Source organism: Lonsdalea britannica (assembly GCF_946477055.1).
GTDB classification, from domain to species: domain Bacteria; phylum Pseudomonadota; class Gammaproteobacteria; order Enterobacterales; family Enterobacteriaceae; genus Lonsdalea; species Lonsdalea britannica_A.
Genome location: NZ_CAMKXG010000043.1, coordinates 1 through 17788, shown reverse-complemented (window position 1 = coordinate 17788; position 17788 = coordinate 1). Strand labels below are relative to the sequence as shown.

Annotated in this window: 17 protein-coding genes; 3 read left to right on the top strand and 14 right to left on the bottom strand. The window is 56.6% G+C overall.

Going from position 1 to position 17788, the window contains the following annotated elements; all coding sequences use genetic code 11:
- The 4 genes from Q7O77_RS05105 to ugpB form a co-directional block, all read right to left on the bottom strand.
- Nucleotides 1–484: ATP-binding cassette domain-containing protein (locus tag Q7O77_RS05105; RefSeq protein WP_304163972.1), on the bottom strand; the 484-nt coding region annotated here is incomplete at its 3' end.
- Nucleotides 485–490: 6 nt separating this feature from the next.
- Nucleotides 491–1339, bottom strand: a complete 849-nt coding sequence (gene ugpE, locus Q7O77_RS05100; RefSeq protein ID WP_304163970.1) for a sn-glycerol-3-phosphate ABC transporter permease UgpE — start codon at nt 1337–1339, stop codon at nt 491–493.
- Nucleotides 1336–2223, bottom strand: a complete 888-nt coding sequence (ugpA, locus tag Q7O77_RS05095; RefSeq protein ID WP_304163968.1) for a sn-glycerol-3-phosphate ABC transporter permease UgpA — start codon at nt 2221–2223, stop codon at nt 1336–1338. Before ugpA ends, ugpE begins: the two co-directional genes overlap by 4 nt.
- Nucleotides 2224–2272: 49 nt before the next feature.
- Nucleotides 2273–3592 carry a sn-glycerol-3-phosphate ABC transporter substrate-binding protein UgpB gene (gene ugpB, locus Q7O77_RS05090; RefSeq protein ID WP_304163966.1) on the bottom strand — a complete coding sequence of 440 codons (1320 nt, stop codon included), beginning with the start codon at nt 3590–3592 and terminating at the stop codon, nt 2273–2275.
- A 536-nt stretch (nt 3593–4128) separates the two neighbouring features.
- On the opposite strand from ugpB, the gene Q7O77_RS05085 reads away from it, so the two are divergent.
- Nucleotides 4129–5799 carry a methyl-accepting chemotaxis protein gene (locus Q7O77_RS05085; RefSeq protein WP_304163964.1) on the top strand — a complete coding sequence of 557 codons (1671 nt, stop codon included), beginning with the start codon at nt 4129–4131 and terminating at the stop codon, nt 5797–5799.
- Nucleotides 5800–5970: 171 nt separating this feature from the next.
- Here Q7O77_RS05085 and Q7O77_RS05080 read toward each other — a convergent pair whose 3' ends face one another.
- The 6 genes from Q7O77_RS05080 to Q7O77_RS05055 all read right to left on the bottom strand — a co-directional run bounded on the left by Q7O77_RS05080 (nt 5971) and on the right by Q7O77_RS05055 (nt 12087).
- Nucleotides 5971–7155, bottom strand: a complete 1185-nt coding sequence (locus Q7O77_RS05080; protein ID WP_304163962.1) for a PLP-dependent aminotransferase family protein — start codon at nt 7153–7155, stop codon at nt 5971–5973.
- A gap of 69 nt (nt 7156–7224) precedes the next feature.
- Nucleotides 7225–7926, bottom strand: a complete 702-nt coding sequence (livF, locus tag Q7O77_RS05075) for a high-affinity branched-chain amino acid ABC transporter ATP-binding protein LivF (RefSeq protein ID WP_304163960.1) — start codon at nt 7924–7926, stop codon at nt 7225–7227.
- A gap of 4 nt (nt 7927–7930) precedes the next feature.
- Entirely contained in the window at nt 7931–8701 is a 771-nt protein-coding gene (gene livG / locus Q7O77_RS05070; protein WP_085652314.1) for a high-affinity branched-chain amino acid ABC transporter ATP-binding protein LivG, read from the bottom strand.
- Nucleotides 8698–9972: a high-affinity branched-chain amino acid ABC transporter permease LivM gene (locus Q7O77_RS05065; RefSeq protein ID WP_304163958.1), complete on the bottom strand. Its 1275-nt coding sequence runs from the start codon at nt 9970–9972 to the stop codon at nt 8698–8700. Before Q7O77_RS05065 ends, livG begins: the two co-directional genes overlap by 4 nt.
- Complete coding sequence (gene livH / locus Q7O77_RS05060; protein ID WP_085652316.1) at nt 9969–10895, bottom strand: high-affinity branched-chain amino acid ABC transporter permease LivH; 927 nt, start codon at nt 10893–10895, stop codon at nt 9969–9971. Before livH ends, Q7O77_RS05065 begins: the two co-directional genes overlap by 4 nt.
- A 79-nt stretch (nt 10896–10974) precedes the next feature.
- Nucleotides 10975–12087, bottom strand: a complete 1113-nt coding sequence (locus Q7O77_RS05055; RefSeq protein ID WP_304163955.1) for a branched-chain amino acid ABC transporter substrate-binding protein — start codon at nt 12085–12087, stop codon at nt 10975–10977.
- A gap of 402 nt (nt 12088–12489) precedes the next feature.
- Here Q7O77_RS05055 and panM point away from each other — a divergent pair, with 402 nt between their 5' ends.
- Complete coding sequence (panM, locus tag Q7O77_RS05050) at nt 12490–12888, top strand: aspartate 1-decarboxylase autocleavage activator PanM (RefSeq protein ID WP_304163953.1); 399 nt, start codon at nt 12490–12492, stop codon at nt 12886–12888.
- Nucleotides 12889–12993: 105 nt separating this feature from the next.
- On the opposite strand, the gene rpoH is transcribed toward panM, so the two are convergent.
- From rpoH to ftsY, 4 genes are all read right to left on the bottom strand, one after another.
- Entirely contained in the window at nt 12994–13851 is an 858-nt protein-coding gene (gene rpoH, locus Q7O77_RS05045; RefSeq protein ID WP_085652319.1) for an RNA polymerase sigma factor RpoH, read from the bottom strand.
- A 264-nt stretch (nt 13852–14115) separates the two neighbouring features.
- A complete protein-coding gene (gene ftsX, locus Q7O77_RS05040) occupies nt 14116–15096 on the bottom strand; it encodes a permease-like cell division protein FtsX (RefSeq protein WP_304163951.1) in 981 nt (326 codons plus the stop codon).
- On the bottom strand, nt 15089–15757 hold the full coding sequence (gene ftsE, locus Q7O77_RS05035; RefSeq protein ID WP_085652321.1) for a cell division ATP-binding protein FtsE: 669 nt from the start codon (nt 15755–15757) through the stop codon (nt 15089–15091). Before ftsE ends, ftsX begins: the two co-directional genes overlap by 8 nt.
- Before the next feature lie 5 nt (nt 15758–15762).
- Nucleotides 15763–17379 carry a signal recognition particle-docking protein FtsY gene (ftsY, locus tag Q7O77_RS05030; RefSeq protein ID WP_304163948.1) on the bottom strand — a complete coding sequence of 539 codons (1617 nt, stop codon included), beginning with the start codon at nt 17377–17379 and terminating at the stop codon, nt 15763–15765.
- Between the two features lie 302 nt (nt 17380–17681).
- Here ftsY and Q7O77_RS05025 point away from each other — a divergent pair.
- Nucleotides 17682–17788 (top strand): RsmD family RNA methyltransferase (locus Q7O77_RS05025; RefSeq protein ID WP_304163974.1); only part of this gene is annotated, 107 nt, incomplete at its 3' end.

Genomic DNA, 17788 nt, shown 5'->3' with positions numbered 1-17788 from the left:
ACGGTTCGTCGAACAGAAACACCGCCGGTTCTCGCACGATGGCGCGGCCCATCGCTACCCGCTGGCGCTGGCCGCCGGACAGCTCGCGCGGTTTGCGTTCCAGTAACGGCAGCAGCTCCAGAATACGTGCGGCTTCCTCGACCCGTTTACGGATCTGCTCTTTGCCCAGACCGCGAATCTTCAGCCCGTAGGCCATGTTTTGATAGACGCTCATGTGCGGATAAAGCGCGTAATTCTGAAACACCATCGCAATGCCGCGATCTTTCGGCTCTTTTTCCGTGACGCGCTCGTCGCCAATATAAATATCGCCGCTGGTGGTCTGTTCCAGACCGGCGACCATGCGCAGCAACGTTGACTTACCGCAGCCCGACGGGCCAACCAGCACGACGAACTCCCCATCGGCCACGTCCAGGTTGATGGGTTTGATGATCTGCGTTTTGCCGTCGTAGGATTTGGTGACGGCCTGTAGTTTTAACGATGTCATAGCGTCTTATTTCTCACTGTCGACCAGCCCACGGACAAACCAGCGCTGCATCAGCAGCACAACCAACATCGGCGGCAGCATGGTGAGCAGCATCGCCGCCATCACATGCTCCCAGCGAGTCGGGCTGTCGCTGCTGGCGATCATGCTCTGAATACCCGCCACGGCGGTGCCGAGACGCGTATCGCTCACAATCAGCAGCGGCCACAGATACTGGTTCCAGCCGTAGATGAAAATAATCACGAACAGCGCCGCCAAATTGGTTTTAGATAACGGCAGCACCATGTCGAAGAAAAAGCGCATCGGTCCTGCGCCGTCGATACGCGCCGCTTCCATCAGTTCATTCGGCAGCGTCATGAAACACTGCCGGAACAGAAAGGTTGCAGTGGCCGAAGCCATCAGCGGCAGCGTCAAACCGGTGTAGCTGTTCATCATGCCGAGATGAGAAATCACCTCCACCGTCGGGAAAATACGCACCTCCACCGGCAGCATCAGGGTGGTGAAAATCATCCAGAAAAAGACCTGCCGCAGGGGAAAGCGGAAATACACCATGGCGTAGGCGGACAGCATCGATACGCTGATTTTCCCCACCGTGATGGTCAACGCCATGATGAAACTGTTGATTAGCAGCCAGCCGAACGGCGCGCTGTTGTTGTTGCCGACACCATGCTGCCAGATGGTAGTGAGGTTCTGCCAGAGATGGCTGCCGGGGATGAGCGTCATCGGCGCCTGCGAAGCCTGCGCCTGATCCAGCGTCGCCGTCACCACCGCGATATACAGCGGAAACAGTACTACCAGCAGCGCAACCGCCAACATGACATGGCTGAAAATATCCAGCCCGCGACGAATCTCAATCATTGATAGTTCACCTTACGCTCCACGAAGCGGAACTGAATCACCGTCAGCACGATCACCAGTACCATCAGCACCACCGACTGCGCGGCCGAACTGGCGAGGTCCAATCCGGCAAAGCCTTCGCGATATACCTTATAAATCAACGTGGTTGTAGCCTGCACCGGGCCGCCTGCCGTCGCGGCGTCAATCACCGGGAAGGTGTCGAAGAATGCGTAGACCAGATTGACCACCAGCAAGAAGAAGCTTACCGGCGAGATCAGCGGCAGCACTACATTGAAGAAACGCCGCACCGGCCCCGCGCCGTCAATCGCAGCGGCTTCGATCAGAGAGCGCGGCACAGACTGCAACGCCGCCAGGAAAAACAGGAAGTTGTAGCTGATCTGTTTCCAGACCGACGCCACCACCACCAGCAGCATCGCCTGACCGCTGTTCTGAGCATGGTTCCAGTCATAGCCCAGGTGATGCAGCCAGTAGGCGATGATGCCCAGCCCCGGATTAAACAAGAACATCCACAGCACCGCCGCCACCGCGGGCGCGATGGCATAGGGCAGGATCAGCAACGTCTGGTAAATCCGCCGACCCCGCGTCACATGATTGACCAACGCCGCCAGAAACAGGGAGATGACCAGCCCGAAAAACGTGACCAGCCCGCTGAACCACAGGGTGGTGTAGAACGACTCGAGATAGTAGGGATCGTGAAACAGCTGGGTAAAGTTATTCAGCCCGGCAAACCGGCTCGACAGCCCGAACGGATCGACGTCCTGCACGGAGTACCACAGCGCTTGCCCGGCGGGCCAGAGGAAGAATATCGCCGTAATCGCCAGCTGCGGAAGCACCAGCGCATAAGGTAGCCAGCTGCGGCCAAAAACGGGGCGGGAAGCATTCATCGGATAATCTCAATAGGGACAGGCCGAGTCCTTTCGGCCTAAAACACACTTACCGGGTGGATTGTTCGAAGCGACGCAGTTGCATATTTCCCCGCTGTACCGCGGCATCCAGCGCCTGCTGCGGCGTTTTCTTGCCGGTCCAGACGCTCTCCATCTCTTCGTCCACGATAGTGCGGATTTGCAGCATGTTGCCCAGACGCAGACCTTTGGTGAACGGCAACGGCGGCTTGTTCAGCATCTGACGGGTGGCGATATCCGCGCCGGGGTTCTTCTCATAGAAGCCCTGCTGGCGCGTCAGGTCATAAGCGGCAGAAGTAATGGGCAGATAGCCGGTTTTCTGATGCCACTCGGCGGCGATCTCCGGCTTCGCCAGGAACTGCATGAACTCGGCTACGCCATGATAGGTGGCGGGATCCTTGCCGTTCATCACCCAGAGGCTAGCTCCGCCGATAATGGCGTTTTGGGGCGCGCCCTTCACGTCGGCGTCATACGGCATCATGCCAACGCCGAAGTGGAATTTGGCGTACTGACGAATGCCCGCCAGCGAACCAGAGGAGGCCGTGATCATGGCGCAGTCGCCGTTATAGAATTTCTCTGTCGATTCGTCCTTGCGCCCGTAGTAGGTGAAGTCCCCTTTCTTGTTCATGGCCTCCAGCATGGCGATGTGTTTGACCTGAACGGGCTGATTGAACTCAAGCACGGCGTCAGCGCCGTCAAAACCGTTGTTTTGACTCGCGAACGGCAGACCATGCCAGGCGCTGAAGTTTTCGAGCTGAATCCATCCCTGCCAGCCGCTGGAGTAACCGCATTTCATGCCGGAGGCGCGTAGTTTGGCTGTGTATTCCGCCATCTGCTGCCAGGTTTTTGGCGGCTGTTCCGGATCCAGTCCCGCCTTTTTAAATGCATCCTTGTTGTAATAAAGCACCGGCGTGGAGCTGTTAAACGGCTGGGACAACAGATGACCGCTTTTGGCATCGGTGTAATAGCCGGAGACCGTCGGCACGAATACGCTCTCATCGAACGGCACGCCCGACTGTTGGAATACCTCATAAACCGGTTTGATGGCCTTACTCGCCATCATGGTGGCGGTGCCCACCTCATAGACCTGCAGGATCGCAGGCGCATTCCCGCTGCGGTAGGCGGCAATCCCTGCCGCCAGCGTCTGTTCGTAGTTGCCCTTGTAGACGGGCACAATCCTGACGTCGTTCTGGCTCTGGTTAAAGCGGTCCGCCAACGAATTAACCGTTTTTCCCAGTTCCCCTTCCATCGCATGCCAGAACGGGACGTCGGTTACCGCCTGCGCCTGAGAAGTGAGGGTGATCGCCATGACGGCGCTGGCGGCGACGGTGCGGATTGCGTGTTTCAACATGCCAGTCTCCTGCAAAAATACCGTTTAACTCCCGAAGGGAGTCATAAATGTGGCAGGTAACATGACATGTGCAGATGACATAAAAATAACTTTCAAATGACAAAAAAATGACAAACCGGAGGGGAACGCGGTCAGCACAACGCGCGAAAAGAGGCGGCATCAAACAGGGTGAAGCCGAGTCATTCACCGCCCGCACTACGCTGAGAAAAAACCCTGCGGGTAAAAGGGTGACGTGCGTTTGCCGGCTGATTTCAGGCGCAAAGTTACCGCTGAGCATCGCTTTTTAAGCTTTCTGTCATCTCCCTAACATTACACCCCGCTCACAGGCGTTCTGTTATCAACATGTTTTGAAAATTGATGGTACAGGCTCAAGGAACGCAGCCGATAAAGACCCCTGAGGGTTCCTAAATGGTATGTCGCCATATGGCAGTAAAGGCGATTGCCAATGACATACCGCGCTCGGCCCCGCTTTACATTTTTTAGACACCCGGACTTCACCATGAAAAATCAGGTGTCCGCCAACCCAAAGGGACATTATGAAATTGCTAAAAAACATGAAGCTCAGCACCATGCTGGGCAGCGGTTTTTCGCTGGTCATTGCTATCGGCTTTTTGGTCGCCCTGTTCGGCCTGTTTCAGCTAAAGCACATCAGCGCCAACGTTCAGACGTTGTCCGAGCTCCGCATTACCCGTCTACTGCAGTTCCAGGAGTTTAAAGACAACGTCAACATCGTTGCCCGCTCCGTTCGTGATATCGCGCTGCTGAAAGATCGCGATCAAATGCTGAGCCGACAGAAGCAGATTGAAGACATCATCACAATCAATACCGCCACATTGAATGAAGTCAGCCGCTCCGTTGCCTCACAGGAAATGTCGAATCTGGTTAACCAGCTATCTCAGGTTCAGCCGGGTTATGTCGCCGCCGTCAGAAAAGCGCTCACGTTAGGACTGGCCAGCCGGCAGGAAGAGGCCAGAGACACCATCCTCACCGAGGTACACGATGAGCAGGACAAAATCTTCAAGGCCGTCGACAACATTCTGAACTACCAGAAAGAAACCACCATCAGCGACGCCGAACAGTCTGGTCATCAGGCCAACCGCTCCGGTGCGGTGATGGTGGCTTTAGCCGTCCTCGTCGCCGTACTGGGCGGAATAATTGCCTGGCTGATTACCCGCCGCATCATCAACCAGTTGGGCGGTGAACCAACCTATGCTGCTGAAATCGCCAGAGCCATCTCCACAGGGGACCTGGCTGTTCGCGTCCAGCTGCGTGATAAAGATACGTCCAGCCTGCTCGCCGCCATGAACGAAATGCGCAACGGCCTGAACAATATGGTGAATCAGGTTCGCCAGAGCAGCGAATCTATTGCTACCGGCTCCAGCCAGATCGCCATGGGCAACACCGATCTGAGCCAGCGTACCGAAGAACAGGCGGCGAATCTCCAGCAGACGGCAGCGTCGATGGAGCAGATCAGCCAGACCGTCAAGCAGAACGTGGATACCGTGCGCATGGCGACGGAACTGGCGAAGTCCGCCAGCGACTCTGCGACCAAAGGCAACACCGTGGTCAGCGACGTCGTCAACACCATGAACGAGATCACCTCCAGCTCTCACAAAATCAGCGACATCATCAGCGTCATTGATGGCATTGCGTTCCAGACCAATATTCTGGCGCTGAACGCCGCGGTAGAAGCCGCTCGAGCGGGTGAACAGGGACGTGGATTTGCGGTCGTGGCAGGTGAAGTTCGCTCTCTGGCGCAGCGTTCCGCCTCCGCAGCCAAAGAGATCAAAGACCTCATCACGGAAAGCGTGGAGAAAGTGGAAACCGGTTCTAAACTGGTCGGCAACGCGGGGACAACGATGGATGACATCGTTAATCAGGCTCACCGCGTCGCGGATCTGATTAGCGAAATCGGCGTCACCACCCACGAACAGCAGGATGGCATCACCCAGATTAACGATGCGGTGAACCAGCTTGATCAGGTGACTCAGCAGAACGCCGCGTTGGTCGAAGAGTCCGCCAGCGCCGCAGACAGCCTCAGCTCTCAGGCGTCCAATCTGGTCGAACTGATGCAGGTATTTAAAGTGGAAGGCGCGCACTCACTGCCCGGCGCTAAAGCACCTGTCAAAAGACCGGCAGTCGCGTCTCAGCCGAAACCCGCATTGGCAAACGCGGGCGGCGGCGAAGACGACTGGGAACGCTTCTGATATTCCCCACGGAGCCGCCGCGATAATGCGGCGCTCCGGCGAGTTACCGCCTGAAAACGACACCACATGTTAGTTCGGCCATTGGCCTTACGCGTTGGCGACTTTTCAGGAGGGCAACCGCGAATCCCTTCTACAGCCCCGCTTTCATGCGGGGCTTTTTACAGCGCTGAGTTACAGCGCCCGGCGCAGACGCGCTACGGCTTCATGCATCTGCTCTTCCGTCGCGGTCGCGAAAGACAGGCGCAGCGTCGAACGGTCCGGCTGTTCGGCGAAGAAGAACTCGCCCGGCACGAACACCACGCCTTCTGCCAACGTTTTCTTCAGCCATTCGGTCGTGTCGAACGTCTCACGGAAGCGCGCCCACAGGAACATGCCGCCTTCTGGCTGATTGAAGGTCAGCACATCGCCGAGCTGCTCTTCCACCAACGCGGAAAGGCGCTCGCCTTTTTGCCGATAAGCATGACGGATGGTTTCAATCTGCTTCGGCAGACGACCCAATCCTAAATAGTTCTCCACAATGGCCTGAGACAGCGCGCTGGCGTGCAAGTCCGCAGCCTGCTTGATGATCGCCACGTTGTGCAGCAACCACTCGGGCAGTACGGCCCACCCCAAACGCAGGCCCGGCGCCAGCACCTTGGAGAACGAGGAGAGGTAAACCACGCGATCGGCGTGTCCGGCCTCTTTCGCCAGCTGATACAGCGTTGCATGGCGCGTCTCGGTAAACCGCAGTTCACCGTAGGGATCGTCCTCGATAATCAGGAAATCATGCTTCGCGGCCAGCGCAACCAGCTGCTTGCGCCTAGCCTCGCTCAGCGAAACGCCGCTGGGGTTGCCGAAGTTCGGCACCAGATAAACGCCTTTGATACGCTGCGTCGCCAGCAGTGCTTCCAGTTCGTCAACGACCATGCCGTGTTCGTCGGAAGAGACCGACATAATCTGCGCTTCCGCCAGTTCCAACGTCTGCAGCGCCGCCAGGTAGGTCGGTCGCTCAACGACGAAAACATCCTGCGGATCGACCGTCGCGCGCATGACCAAATCCAGCGCCTGCTGGGAGCCTGCGGTGACGACGATATCGTCCGCACAAGTTTGTACGCCGCGCCGTTCGCACAGCTCGACAATGCGTTCACGCAGCACCGGGCTGCCTTCGGTCAGGCCGTACTGGAACGCCGCTTTTGGCTGTTCGACAATCGCCAGTTCCGTCGCCTGCCGCAGGCCATCAAAGTCAAACAGCGCGTCCGAAGGGATCCCTCCGGCCAACGAAATCACGCCATCCATTTTGCTGTGCTTCAGCAATTCTCGAATCGCGGAGCTTTTGAGCCGCTCCATCCGCTGCGCCACCAACTTACCCATTGCCATAACAATGCTCACTCATGAAAAAGAGGGAATAATAGAAACAGGCCGGGAGAACCCCGGCCAAAGAAAAGTTTAACCGCCCAGATAGGCGGAGCGCACCGCTTCATTCGCCAACAGCGCCGCACCGGTATCTTCCAGCACCACGCGTCCATTTTCCAGAACATAACCGCGATCGGCAAGACGCAACGCCTGATTGGCGTTCTGCTCCACCAGGAAGATGGTCATCCCTTCTTCTCGTAGCTGCTGAATGGTGTCGAAAATCTGCTGAATCACAATCGGCGCCAGTCCCAGCGACGGTTCATCCAGTAACAGCAGACGCGGTTGGCTCATTAACGCGCGGCCAATCGCCAGCATCTGCTGTTCACCGCCGGACATGGTGCCCGAGCGCTGAGAACGACGTTCATGCAGGCGCGGAAACAGCGTATACACCCGTTCGATACGCGCGTCATACTGCTCACGTTCGGCGAAAAAGCCGCCCATCGCCAGATTTTCTTCCACCGTCATGCGGGAAAAGACCCGACGTCCTTCGGGTACGATTGCGATGGCTTCGCGCATGATCCGCGCCGTCGGCCAATCGGTAATCTCCTTTCCGTCGAACACGATGGACCCGGTAGACGCTCGCGGGTCACCGCACAGCGTCCCCAGCAGCGTTGTTTTTCCTGCGCCGTTGGCGCCGATCAGGGTGACGATTTCGCCCTGATTGATATGCAGGTCGACCTGATGCAGCGCCTGGATTTTACCGTAATGCGCCGATACCTGATTTAATGACAACATAACCTTATCCTTCACCCAGATAGGCACGGATCACATCCGGGTTATTACGAATCTCTGCCGGCGTGCCCTGTGCCAGCGGCGTCCCCTGATTCACCACGTAGATACGGTTTGAAATGCCCATCACCAGTTTCATATCGTGTTCAATCAGCAGGACGGAGACCTGATGGTTATCACGCAGATCGACAATCAGGTCGTTCAGCTCGTCGGTCTCTTTCGGGTTCAAACCTGCGGCCGGTTCGTCCAGCATCAACAACTCCGGACGCGTCACCATACAGCGGGCGATTTCCAACCGGCGCTGCTGCCCATAAGCCAGATTGCCAGCCTGACGGTTCGCCAGATCCAGCAGCCCGACTCGCTCCAGCCAGGTGACGGCGCGCGCCTGCGCGTCCGCTTCCGCGCGGCGAAAGGCGGGCGTTTTTAATAGGCCGGCGAAGACACCGCTTTTCAGGTGCTGATGCTGAGCGACCAGCAGGTTTTCAATCACCGTCATCTCTCGGAACAAACGCACATGCTGGAACGTACGCACAACGCCCATTCGGGCGATCTGCTGTCCTGGCAGCGATTCGAGATGCTGATCGCGTAACAGAATCGTGCCGCCGGTCGGGCGATAAAATCCGGTCAGACAGTTAAAAATAGTGGTCTTGCCCGCGCCGTTGGGACCAATCAACGAGACGATTTCACCGGCATGCAGATCCAGCTCAACATTGTTGACGGCCAACAGACCGCCGAAACGCATCATCAGGCCCCGTACCGATAATAATGGCTGCGTACTCATGCCTGTCCTTCCTTATCCTCAACCTTCAGCTTCATCTGCGGCCGTTTCATCGGCAACAGTCCCTGCGGACGCCAGATCATCATCAGCACCATCAGGGCGCCCAGCAACAGCATGCTGTACTCGTTGAGATCGCGCATCAGCTCACGGGAAACCACCAGCAGCACCGCTGCCAGAATGACCGCGAACTGCGACCCCATACCGCCCAGCACGACGATAGCCAGCACGAAGGCGGACTCGGCGAAGGTAAACGACTCGGGGCTGATAAATCCCTGACGGGCGGCAAACAGCGTGCCGGCAAAGCCCGCAAACGCGGCGCTGATGGTAAAGGCCGTCAGTTTGATTTTGGTCGGGCTGAGGCCCAGAGAGCGGCAGGCGATTTCATCTTCGCGCAGCGCTTCCCATGCCCGCCCCAGCGGCATACGCAGCAGGCGGTTGATGATGAACAACGTCAGTACCACCAGCAGCAACGCGACCAGATATAGGAAGATGATGCGGTCGCCGGGATCGTAAGCGAGCCCGAAGAAATTGTGGAACGTATCCCATCCCCCTTCGCGCGGCGTGCGGCTGAACTCCAGTCCGAACAGCGTTGGCTTGGGAATTTGGCTGATGCCGTTCGGGCCGCCGGTCCACGCGGTGTTGTTGAGCAGAAGGATACGGACGATTTCGCCAAATCCTAGCGTCACGATCGCCAGATAATCCCCGCGCAGCCTGAGCACCGGGAACCCCAGCAGAAAGCCGGACAGCGCCGCCGTCAGGCCCGCCAGAGGCAGAGACTGCCAGAAGCCAAGCCCGTAGTAATTGCTCAGCAACGCATAGGTGTAGGCGCCAATCGCATAGAAGCCGCTGTAGCCCAGAACCAGCAGGCCGGACAGGCCCACCACCACGTTCAGACCCAGACCCAGCATGATATAAATCAGCGTCAGCGTGGCGATGTCGACCGTGCCGCGGGAGACGATAAATGGCCAGGCCACCGCAGCAACAATCAGCAGCAGCGCCAGCAGTTTTTGCCGAGGTGTACTGCCGTCAAAGCTCGGCAGCACCAGACCTTTACCGGAAAATTGCTGCGCGCCCCGCGCCAGCAGAGGACGCAGCAGTTGGAACAGAAAAACCACGACACAGCCTGCGGCAATCCAGTACCAGCGCACTTTATCCGCGCCATGAACCACCAGCTTCGTGCCGTCCAGACTCAACTGCATCCCCATCATGAATGAGGCCAGCACCAGCAGGACAAACGCTGAGAAGAAGGCGTTGAAGACGTTATGCTGTTTCATACCTTCTCCACCTCCGGGCGACCCAGAATACCGGTAGGCATCACCAGCAGCACGACAATCAACAGGGCGAACGACACCACGTCTTTGTATTCTGTGCTCAGATAAGCGGATGTCAGCGCTTCCGCAATACCCAGAATCAGGCCGCCGATCATCGCGCCGGGAATGCTACCGATACCGCCCAGTACCGCGGCGGTAAACGCCTTCATACCGGCCATAAAGCCGATATAGGGGTTGATCACGCCGTAAAATTGTCCCAGCAGGACACCGGCGACTGCGGCCATCGCCGCACCGATCACAAACGTCAGCGAGATTACCCGGTCCGTACTGATACCCAGCAGGCTGGCCATTTTCAAATCTTCAGCACAGGCGCGGCAGGCGCGGCCCATACGCGAATAGCGAATAAACAGCGTCAGCGCCAGCATGGTCAGGAAGGTGACCACCCAGATGGTCAGCTGCATCGTACTGAGGGTGGCGGCAAAGCCGTTACTTTCACCCAGTATCCACTGGCCGTGGATCAGGCTAGGCAGTGCCACGTCGCGCGATCCCTGAGTCAGGCTGACGTAGTTCTGCAGGAAAATAGACATCCCAATGGCGGAAATCAGCGCAATCAGACGTTTGGAGCTGCGCACTGGCTTGTAAGCCACGCGCTCAATGCTCCAGCCATACGCGCTGGAAATCACGACCGCCGCGACAAAGGCGACGCTGATCAGCAGCCAGCCGGTGTCGATACCCATCATCATCAGGGCGGCAATCACAATAAAGGAGACATAGCTACCGATCATATACACTTCGCCGTGGGCGAAGTTAATCATGCCGATAATGCCGTAAACCATGGTGTAACCAATGGCGATCAGCGCATAGGTGCTGCCCAACGTCAAACCGTTGGACATCTGCTGAATGAAATAGAGGAACTGCTCGGACATACCTTAAACCTTTGACGTTGCCCCGCCGTCAGAAGACGGAAGGACAACGGTATTCAGGGAGTAATACGGATCCAGTCAATCACTTCACGGAGGAGGAAGTACCGTCTGCGTGCCACTCAAATACACCAAACTCAAACCCTTTCAGGTCACCTTTTTCATCCCAGCTCAGCGGACCCATCACCGTTTCTACCGGCTTGGCCTTCAGATCGGCGGCCAGTTTGGCGGGCTCCATGCTGCCGGAACGCTGCATGGCCGTAGTCAGAGACTGCAACGCGGCATACGTCGTCCATACGAACGGACCTGACGGGTCGAGATTCTTCGCCTTCAGCGACGCCACGACGGATTGGTTCGCCGGCACCTGATCGTAGCGTTTCGGCAGGGTTACCAGCATGCCTTCAGAGGCATCGCCCGCAATATTGGACAGTGAGGAGTTACCCACACCTTCCGGTCCCATGAACTTGGCTTTCAGACCCGCCTGACGCGCCTGGCGCAGGATCTGCCCCATTTCCGGGTAGTAGCCGCCGAAGTAAACAAAATCGACGTTCTCTTTCTTCAAACGCGCCACCAGCGTAGAGAAATCTTTGTCTCCAGCGGTCACACCTTCAAACAGGACCACGTTGCCATTGTTCTTTTTCAGGTTGTCCTGAACGGCGCGCGCCAGACCTTCACCGTACTGCTGTTTGTCGTGCACGACGGCGATACGCTGCGGCTTCACGGTTTCAAGAATGTATTTGGCGGCGGTCGGGCCTTGATCGGAATCCAGCCCGGTAGTGCGCAGGATCAGCTCATAACCCCGGGTCGTCAGGTTGGCGTTAGTGGCGGCAGGCGTAATCATGATCACGCCTTCATCTTCGTAGATATCCGACGCGGGCTGGGTGGAGGAAGAGCATAAATGACCAATGACATAGTGGATGCCGTCATTAATCACTTTGTTGGCGACGGCGACCGCCTGTTTCGGGTCGCAGGCGTCATCATATTCTACGCCGACCAGCTTATTGCCGTTGACGCCGCCCTTGGCGTTGATATCCGCGATGGCCTGACGAGCGCCGTTAAATTCCATATCGCCATACTGTGCGACCGGGCCAGACATGGCCCCTACGACGGCCACTTTGATATCCGCCGCGTTGACAGCGTGACCCAACGTCATCGCCATACATCCCATCAGCAACATTTTGCCTTTGCTTAATTTCATCCCGTTTTACCCCATTCTAATTTTCATTTATTGCGATAAATTTTGGCGCCAACCGTGACTACTCACGCTTTTTTTATAAGTAATAACAAGTTAGGCTTAATATTTGGCAATAGTTAGCAATAAGATTTTATTTTTCATGCCATTAAACAGGAGTTTTATGCTACATAGCAACTCGCACACGCAGTAAGTCACGGTGTAAACAGCATAAAATTTTAGTCTTAATCCCCAGGGTTTGCTTCATATCTAGTCAGTTATGCTAACCGACATATAGAAAGGTAATTAATAACTCGAAAAATGACCAAAGTGAAAAACATTGCCCTGTAAACTGTACATAAAAAATTACACAACCTTTCTGGCGTCTACTCACTACAATCGTCTTCGCCATCAATCGGAGCACATCGCATGAAACTGACCGTGGAATGCCTGACTTCTTTTACCGACCAGGACAAGCTGGATTTAAGCCCGCTATGGCCGCATCAAAACTTCACGCAGTTGGAGCAGAGCCTGACCCCTGACCACCAGCTGTTCGCCGCGCGGTTCAACGATCGCCTGCTCGGGGCCGTCATCGTGGAAATTAAACAAGACAGCGCCAAACTCTGCGATCTGCAGATCAGGGACGTCACGCGTCGGCGAGGAGTGGGGAAATATTTAGTCGAAGAAGTGCTGCGAGCGCTGCCGCACGTCAAAGAGTGGTGGCTGGATGCAGCCGATCATGCCATGGTCAGTGAAAGCGTGATGGATGCGTTTATGCGATCCTGCGGGTTTGATCCGGTATCCGGCGGTTGGAAATACAGCCGGTAATTCGGCGGGGCCGTTCTGGGTTATCGGCCTTTGCCTCGCCTGAAAACAGCAACGGCCGGGACAAGCCCGGCCGTTGATTTCGGCGATGTTCAGTCGTGAGCCTGTTTAGGCTTCTATCGCCGTGCGCAGTTTTTTCATGGCGTTCTTTTCCAGCTGACGAACACGCTCGGCGGATACGCCATAGCGATCGGCCAGTTCCTGCAGGGTGGACTTATTATCGTCGTCCAGCCAACGGGCGCGGATAATGTGCTGGCTACGTTCATCCAGACCTTCCATCGCGTGGGCCAATTTATCGGCCGCATGGCTTTCCCAGTTGTCTTCCTCAATCCCATCGGCAAAGTCGGACGTTTTGTCCTGCAGGTACAGCATGGGCGCCATGCCGTGTCCCGGCTGCGCGTCATCTTCCGGCGCCGGGTCGAAAGTCATGTCCTGCGCCGCCATGCGGGATTCCATCTCAAGCACGTCTTTACTGGTCACCCCCAGCTCACGCGCGACCAGCTCGACTTCATCCTGATTAAACCAGCCCAAACGCTGCTTGGTTTTACGCAGGTTAAAGAACAGCTTACGCTGAGCCTTGGTCGTGGCGACCTTGACGATGCGCCAGTTGCGCAGCACATATTCGTGGATTTCCGCCTTGATCCAGTGGACGGCAAAAGACACCAGTCGCACGCCGACATCAGGGTTGAACCGGCGCACGGCTTTCATCAGGCCGATGTTGCCTTCCTGGATCAAATCCGCCTGCGGCAGACCATAACCGGAATAGTTGCGGGCTACGTGAACGACAAAGCGCAGGTGTGACAGGATCAGCTGCTTAGCCGCATCCAGGTCGCCCTCAAAATGCAGCCGTTCAGCCAGTGCCCGTTCTTCCTCCGCCGTCAGCATCGGATAGGCATTGGCGGCACGAATATACCCTTCCAGACTGCCCTGGGGAACTAAGGTGAAAGTTTGCATATCTTTGGTCATTCAACCCTCTCATGGTTTGTTTATGTCGTCGGACATGACAAGCAATGTCTAACCCACATCAACGTTCAAATCTAGAATTCGCTCATTATTAGAGCGTGACTTATCTCACAAGTTCACACAATTTTATCCATCTTCTTTTACATATCAAGATGGCTGTGCAGTAAGAATAAATCAGGAGAAAAAGTGTTTACGGAAGCGGATTTTTTCATACTCTTCCCTTGACATTTAATCCCTTTTACAAGGAAAGAGTATATCAGAAAACCCTTACTCCGGTGTAAAGCGGCGTAAATGTTGGACCGTCGCCAGCCACGCGGCCAGCCAGCCAATCATCGCGGCAACCAGCAGCAGCAGCAGGCCTTCATCCCAGCCCATCCCTTTCACCGCGAATGTCGTGCCGAAGACGGCGGCGACCTGCGCGGTAGCTGCAGAGAGCTTCCACACGAGCGCCTGAGACAAGATAAGCGACAGTACCGCGCCGCACAGACCCAGCAGCGCCCCGCCGTTCAGGAATGGCCGCAGAATGAAGCCATCGGTCGCGCCAATCAGCTTCATGACGTTGATGGTATCTCTACGGCTGAAAATGCTCAGACGAATACTGTTACCGATCACCAGGAAGACCGCCACGATCATCAGCACGCCAATCGTAAAGGCGATTTGTCCGACGAGTCCGGTCATCGCCACCAGACGCGAATACCAGCTGTCGTCCATTCGCACTTCATCGACGCCTTCAACGGCGGTAATGCGGTCCCGCAGGGACGTCATCGTCTCCGCGCTCTGGAACGTCATTTTGGGCGTCACGATGGCTACGGCTGGCAGCGGATTTTCTTCCAGCATATCCAACGCGCCGCCAAAACCAGACCAGTTGCGGAACTCACCCATCGCCTCATTACGCGACAGATAGTTGACCTTATCGACCCCGTCCGTCGTCTGAATCTTGGCGATTACGCCCTCCGCCGCTTTATCGTCCAGCGACTTATCCAGATAGATGGTCAGCTGAGGAGTGGGATACCACTGCGTCGCCGCCTGACTGACGTTTTTCCACACCAGATAACAGATGCTCGGCAGCGTCAGGGAAATGGCGATGACCATGATGGTCAGCAACGTCGCCAGCGGCTGACGCAGCATATCCCGCAGCGTGTTTCCCCAGGCGTAACGCCATTGCTCCTGCCAGCCGCCTTTCAGCGCACGGGCCTTACTGACGGGACGTTTGTGTTTCTCTTTTCTGCGAACCTGATGATTAGCCATTGACGTTATCTCCCAGCATATGACCTTGAGACAGCGTCAAAACCCGGTAACGGCGGCTGGCGATCAGCCCCGTATCATGGGTTGCCATCAACACCGTAACGCCGACACGGTTAAACTCTTCGAACAGACGCAGGATATCTTCGGACAATTCGTCGTCGAGGTTGCCCGTCGGTTCATCAGCCAGCAGCACCACGGGCTTGTTCACCACCGCGCGGGCAATGCCCACACGCTGTTGTTCACCCCCGGAGAGCTGAATGGGGTAGCTGCGCGCTTTATCCAGCAGCCCCACCTTGTCCAGCGCCGCAGACACGCGACGCCGAATATCTTCCACCGATGCGCCAGCGATGATGAGCGGCATCGCCACGTTTTCATAAACGGAGCGATCCATCAGCAGGTGGTGATCCTGAAAAATCATACCGACCTGACGGCGCAGGAAAGGGATTTCGCTCTTCTTCAAACGGCTGATGTCATGACCGCCGAACAGGATCTGTCCCGCGCTCGGCCGTTCTATCCCGCAAATCAACTTCAACAGGGTGCTTTTCCCTGCGCCGGAGTGGCCGGTCAGGAAGACCATCTCCGCGGGTCGGACATGAAAATCAACGCCTTGCAATGCCTGGCGACCGCCACGATACGCCTTACTGACCTGCTCGAAACGAATCATCCGTATTAGTCCTCACGGGCAAAAAGTGCCTCAATAAAATCGTCAGCCTTGAATGGCCTTAAATCCTCGATGCGCTCCCCTACCCCGATGTAGCGGATAGGAATACCGAACTGATCGGCGATGGCGAAAATCACGCCGCCTTTGGCCGTTCCGTCCAGTTTGGTGAGGGCGATACCACTCAGCCCTACCGCCTCGTTAAACAGTTTAGCCTGACTCACCGCATTCTGGCCGGTGCTGGCGTCCAGCGTCAGCATCACTTCATGCGGGGCCTGATCGTCCAATTTCTTCATGACGCGGACGATTTTTTTCAACTCTTCCATCAGATGGGATTTATTCTGCAGACGGCCCGCCGTATCGGCGATCAGCACATCCACGCCGCGCGCTTTCGCCGCCTGAATCGCGTCAAAGATAACGGAAGCGGAGTCCGCACCGGTATGCTGCGCCACGACCGGCACGTTGTTGCGCTCACCCCAGACCTGCAGCTGTTCCACCGCCGCCGCGCGGAAGGTATCCCCCGCAGCCAGCATCACTGACTTGCCCTGAGCCTGATATTGGCGCGCCATTTTGCCGATGGTGGTGGTTTTCCCCACGCCGTTCACGCCGACCATCAGAATCACGAAAGGCGTTTTGCCTTCGATATTCAGCGGCTCATCCACTTTTTCCAGAATGGCGGCCATCTCTTCTTTCAACAGCGCCATCAATGCTTCGGCGTCTTTGAGCTGCTTGCGGCTGGCGTGTTCCGTCAGGCTGGCGATGATCTTACGGGTGGTATCCATCCCCACATCCGCGATCAGCAGCTGTTCTTCGAGCTCTTCGAACAGATCGTCATCAATTTTCTTGCCGCGGAACAATGAGACAAATCCAGAACCCAAATTCTGCCGGGTTTTCACCAGGCTGCGCTTGAGGCGGCTAAAGAAACCTTCTTTGGTAGGACGTTCCTGCTCCTGAGGCAACGCTGACGGCGTTAACGCCGTTTCGTCGACGGCCTCTGCGGGTTCGTCTTCCGGCTCTTCAGCCTGCGCAACGACGACCGCTTGCGGTTCCTCGTCGACGACTTCAGGCTCCAGCTCCTCTTCCGGTTGGGCGCGAGACGCGACCTCTTCCGGCGAGGCTCCCGGCTGCAGGCTCTCTTGTTCATCAATTTCTTGCAGCGCAGACTGGCGCGCTGAGACATCCTCTACCGGCGCGTCTTCCACATCCTGACGCGTGGTTTCCAGCGCCTCTTCCTGCAACAGGATCTCTTCCGGCGATGCGGTTTGCACCGGGCTGTCCAATGCTTCCACGGATTGCGGCGCCGCTTCTTCCGCGGTGGCGGTGACCGGCTCATCAGCCGTTTTGTCGACCACATCCGCCTCTTCCGGCATCTCGCCGAGCGGCGTGTTATCCGCCACCTCGGCGGTCTCTTCGCGCTCAACGGGCGCTGGCGCGTCATCATCCGGGTTCAACGGCTGGCGTTCAGCCTCTTGGGGTGCCGAGGCTTCAGTAGATACGATCTGCGCATCCGGATCTGAGTGCGCCTTCTCGCCTGATTCAGGGGGTGTCTGCGGTTGCTCAGTCTTTTCTTCTTCCTGACGTCCCAATCCCAGCCAGGAAAAAAATCCGCGCTTCTTCTGTTTAGCCATCTTGTAATTGCGCTCCTCGCCATCCAGTGCAGATGATGAATAATCTATGAAGTCGATAAAGAGCAGAGTTTAACACTTTCCCGACCGCAGCAACACGCGGCGTACGGCCCTGAACGCAGACAATCTGCGTAACCAAGTGTTTCAATATTCAAGGAGAAAAACGACGGGAGACGGAAGTTGCGACGCCCTTCAACAGGCGAATATCTTTGCATTTCCTCGATGGCCCCGGCCCCGTTAGAATAGCGCTACTTTCAACCCTATACGGTTGCGACCGGTAACGCACCTCAGTGAATGGCAGGCTAATGGCAAAACAACACGCGACATCCGCACCCGGACAAATTCGAATCATCGGCGGCCAGTGGCGCGGCAGAAAACTTCCCGTTCCCCACAGCCCCGGCCTGCGCCCCAC

What these genes read in the sequence shown, in the direction of transcription:
- ugpE (WP_304163970.1), bottom strand. Translation starts at nt 1,339, where the DNA reads ATGATTGAGATTCGTCGCGGGCTGGATATTTTCAGCCATGTCATGTTG.
- ugpA (WP_304163968.1), bottom strand. Translation starts at nt 2,223, where the DNA reads ATGAATGCTTCCCGCCCCGTTTTTGGCCGCAGCTGGCTACCTTATGCG.
- ugpB (WP_304163966.1), bottom strand. Translation starts at nt 3,592, where the DNA reads ATGTTGAAACACGCAATCCGCACCGTCGCCGCCAGCGCCGTCATGGCG.
- Q7O77_RS05085 (WP_304163964.1), top strand. Translation starts at nt 4,129, where the DNA reads ATGAAATTGCTAAAAAACATGAAGCTCAGCACCATGCTGGGCAGCGGT.
- Q7O77_RS05080 (WP_304163962.1), bottom strand. Translation starts at nt 7,155, where the DNA reads ATGGCAATGGGTAAGTTGGTGGCGCAGCGGATGGAGCGGCTCAAAAGC.
- livF (WP_304163960.1), bottom strand. Translation starts at nt 7,926, where the DNA reads ATGTTGTCATTAAATCAGGTATCGGCGCATTACGGTAAAATCCAGGCG.
- livG (WP_085652314.1), bottom strand. Translation starts at nt 8,701, where the DNA reads ATGAGTACGCAGCCATTATTATCGGTACGGGGCCTGATGATGCGTTTC.
- Q7O77_RS05065 (WP_304163958.1), bottom strand. Translation starts at nt 9,972, where the DNA reads ATGAAACAGCATAACGTCTTCAACGCCTTCTTCTCAGCGTTTGTCCTG.
- livH (WP_085652316.1), bottom strand. Translation starts at nt 10,895, where the DNA reads ATGTCCGAGCAGTTCCTCTATTTCATTCAGCAGATGTCCAACGGTTTG.
- Q7O77_RS05055 (WP_304163955.1), bottom strand. Translation starts at nt 12,087, where the DNA reads ATGAAATTAAGCAAAGGCAAAATGTTGCTGATGGGATGTATGGCGATG.
- panM (WP_304163953.1), top strand. Translation starts at nt 12,490, where the DNA reads ATGAAACTGACCGTGGAATGCCTGACTTCTTTTACCGACCAGGACAAG.
- rpoH (WP_085652319.1), bottom strand. Translation starts at nt 13,851, where the DNA reads ATGACCAAAGATATGCAAACTTTCACCTTAGTTCCCCAGGGCAGTCTG.
- ftsX (WP_304163951.1), bottom strand. Translation starts at nt 15,096, where the DNA reads ATGGCTAATCATCAGGTTCGCAGAAAAGAGAAACACAAACGTCCCGTC.
- ftsE (WP_085652321.1), bottom strand. Translation starts at nt 15,757, where the DNA reads ATGATTCGTTTCGAGCAGGTCAGTAAGGCGTATCGTGGCGGTCGCCAG.
- ftsY (WP_304163948.1), bottom strand. Translation starts at nt 17,379, where the DNA reads ATGGCTAAACAGAAGAAGCGCGGATTTTTTTCCTGGCTGGGATTGGGA.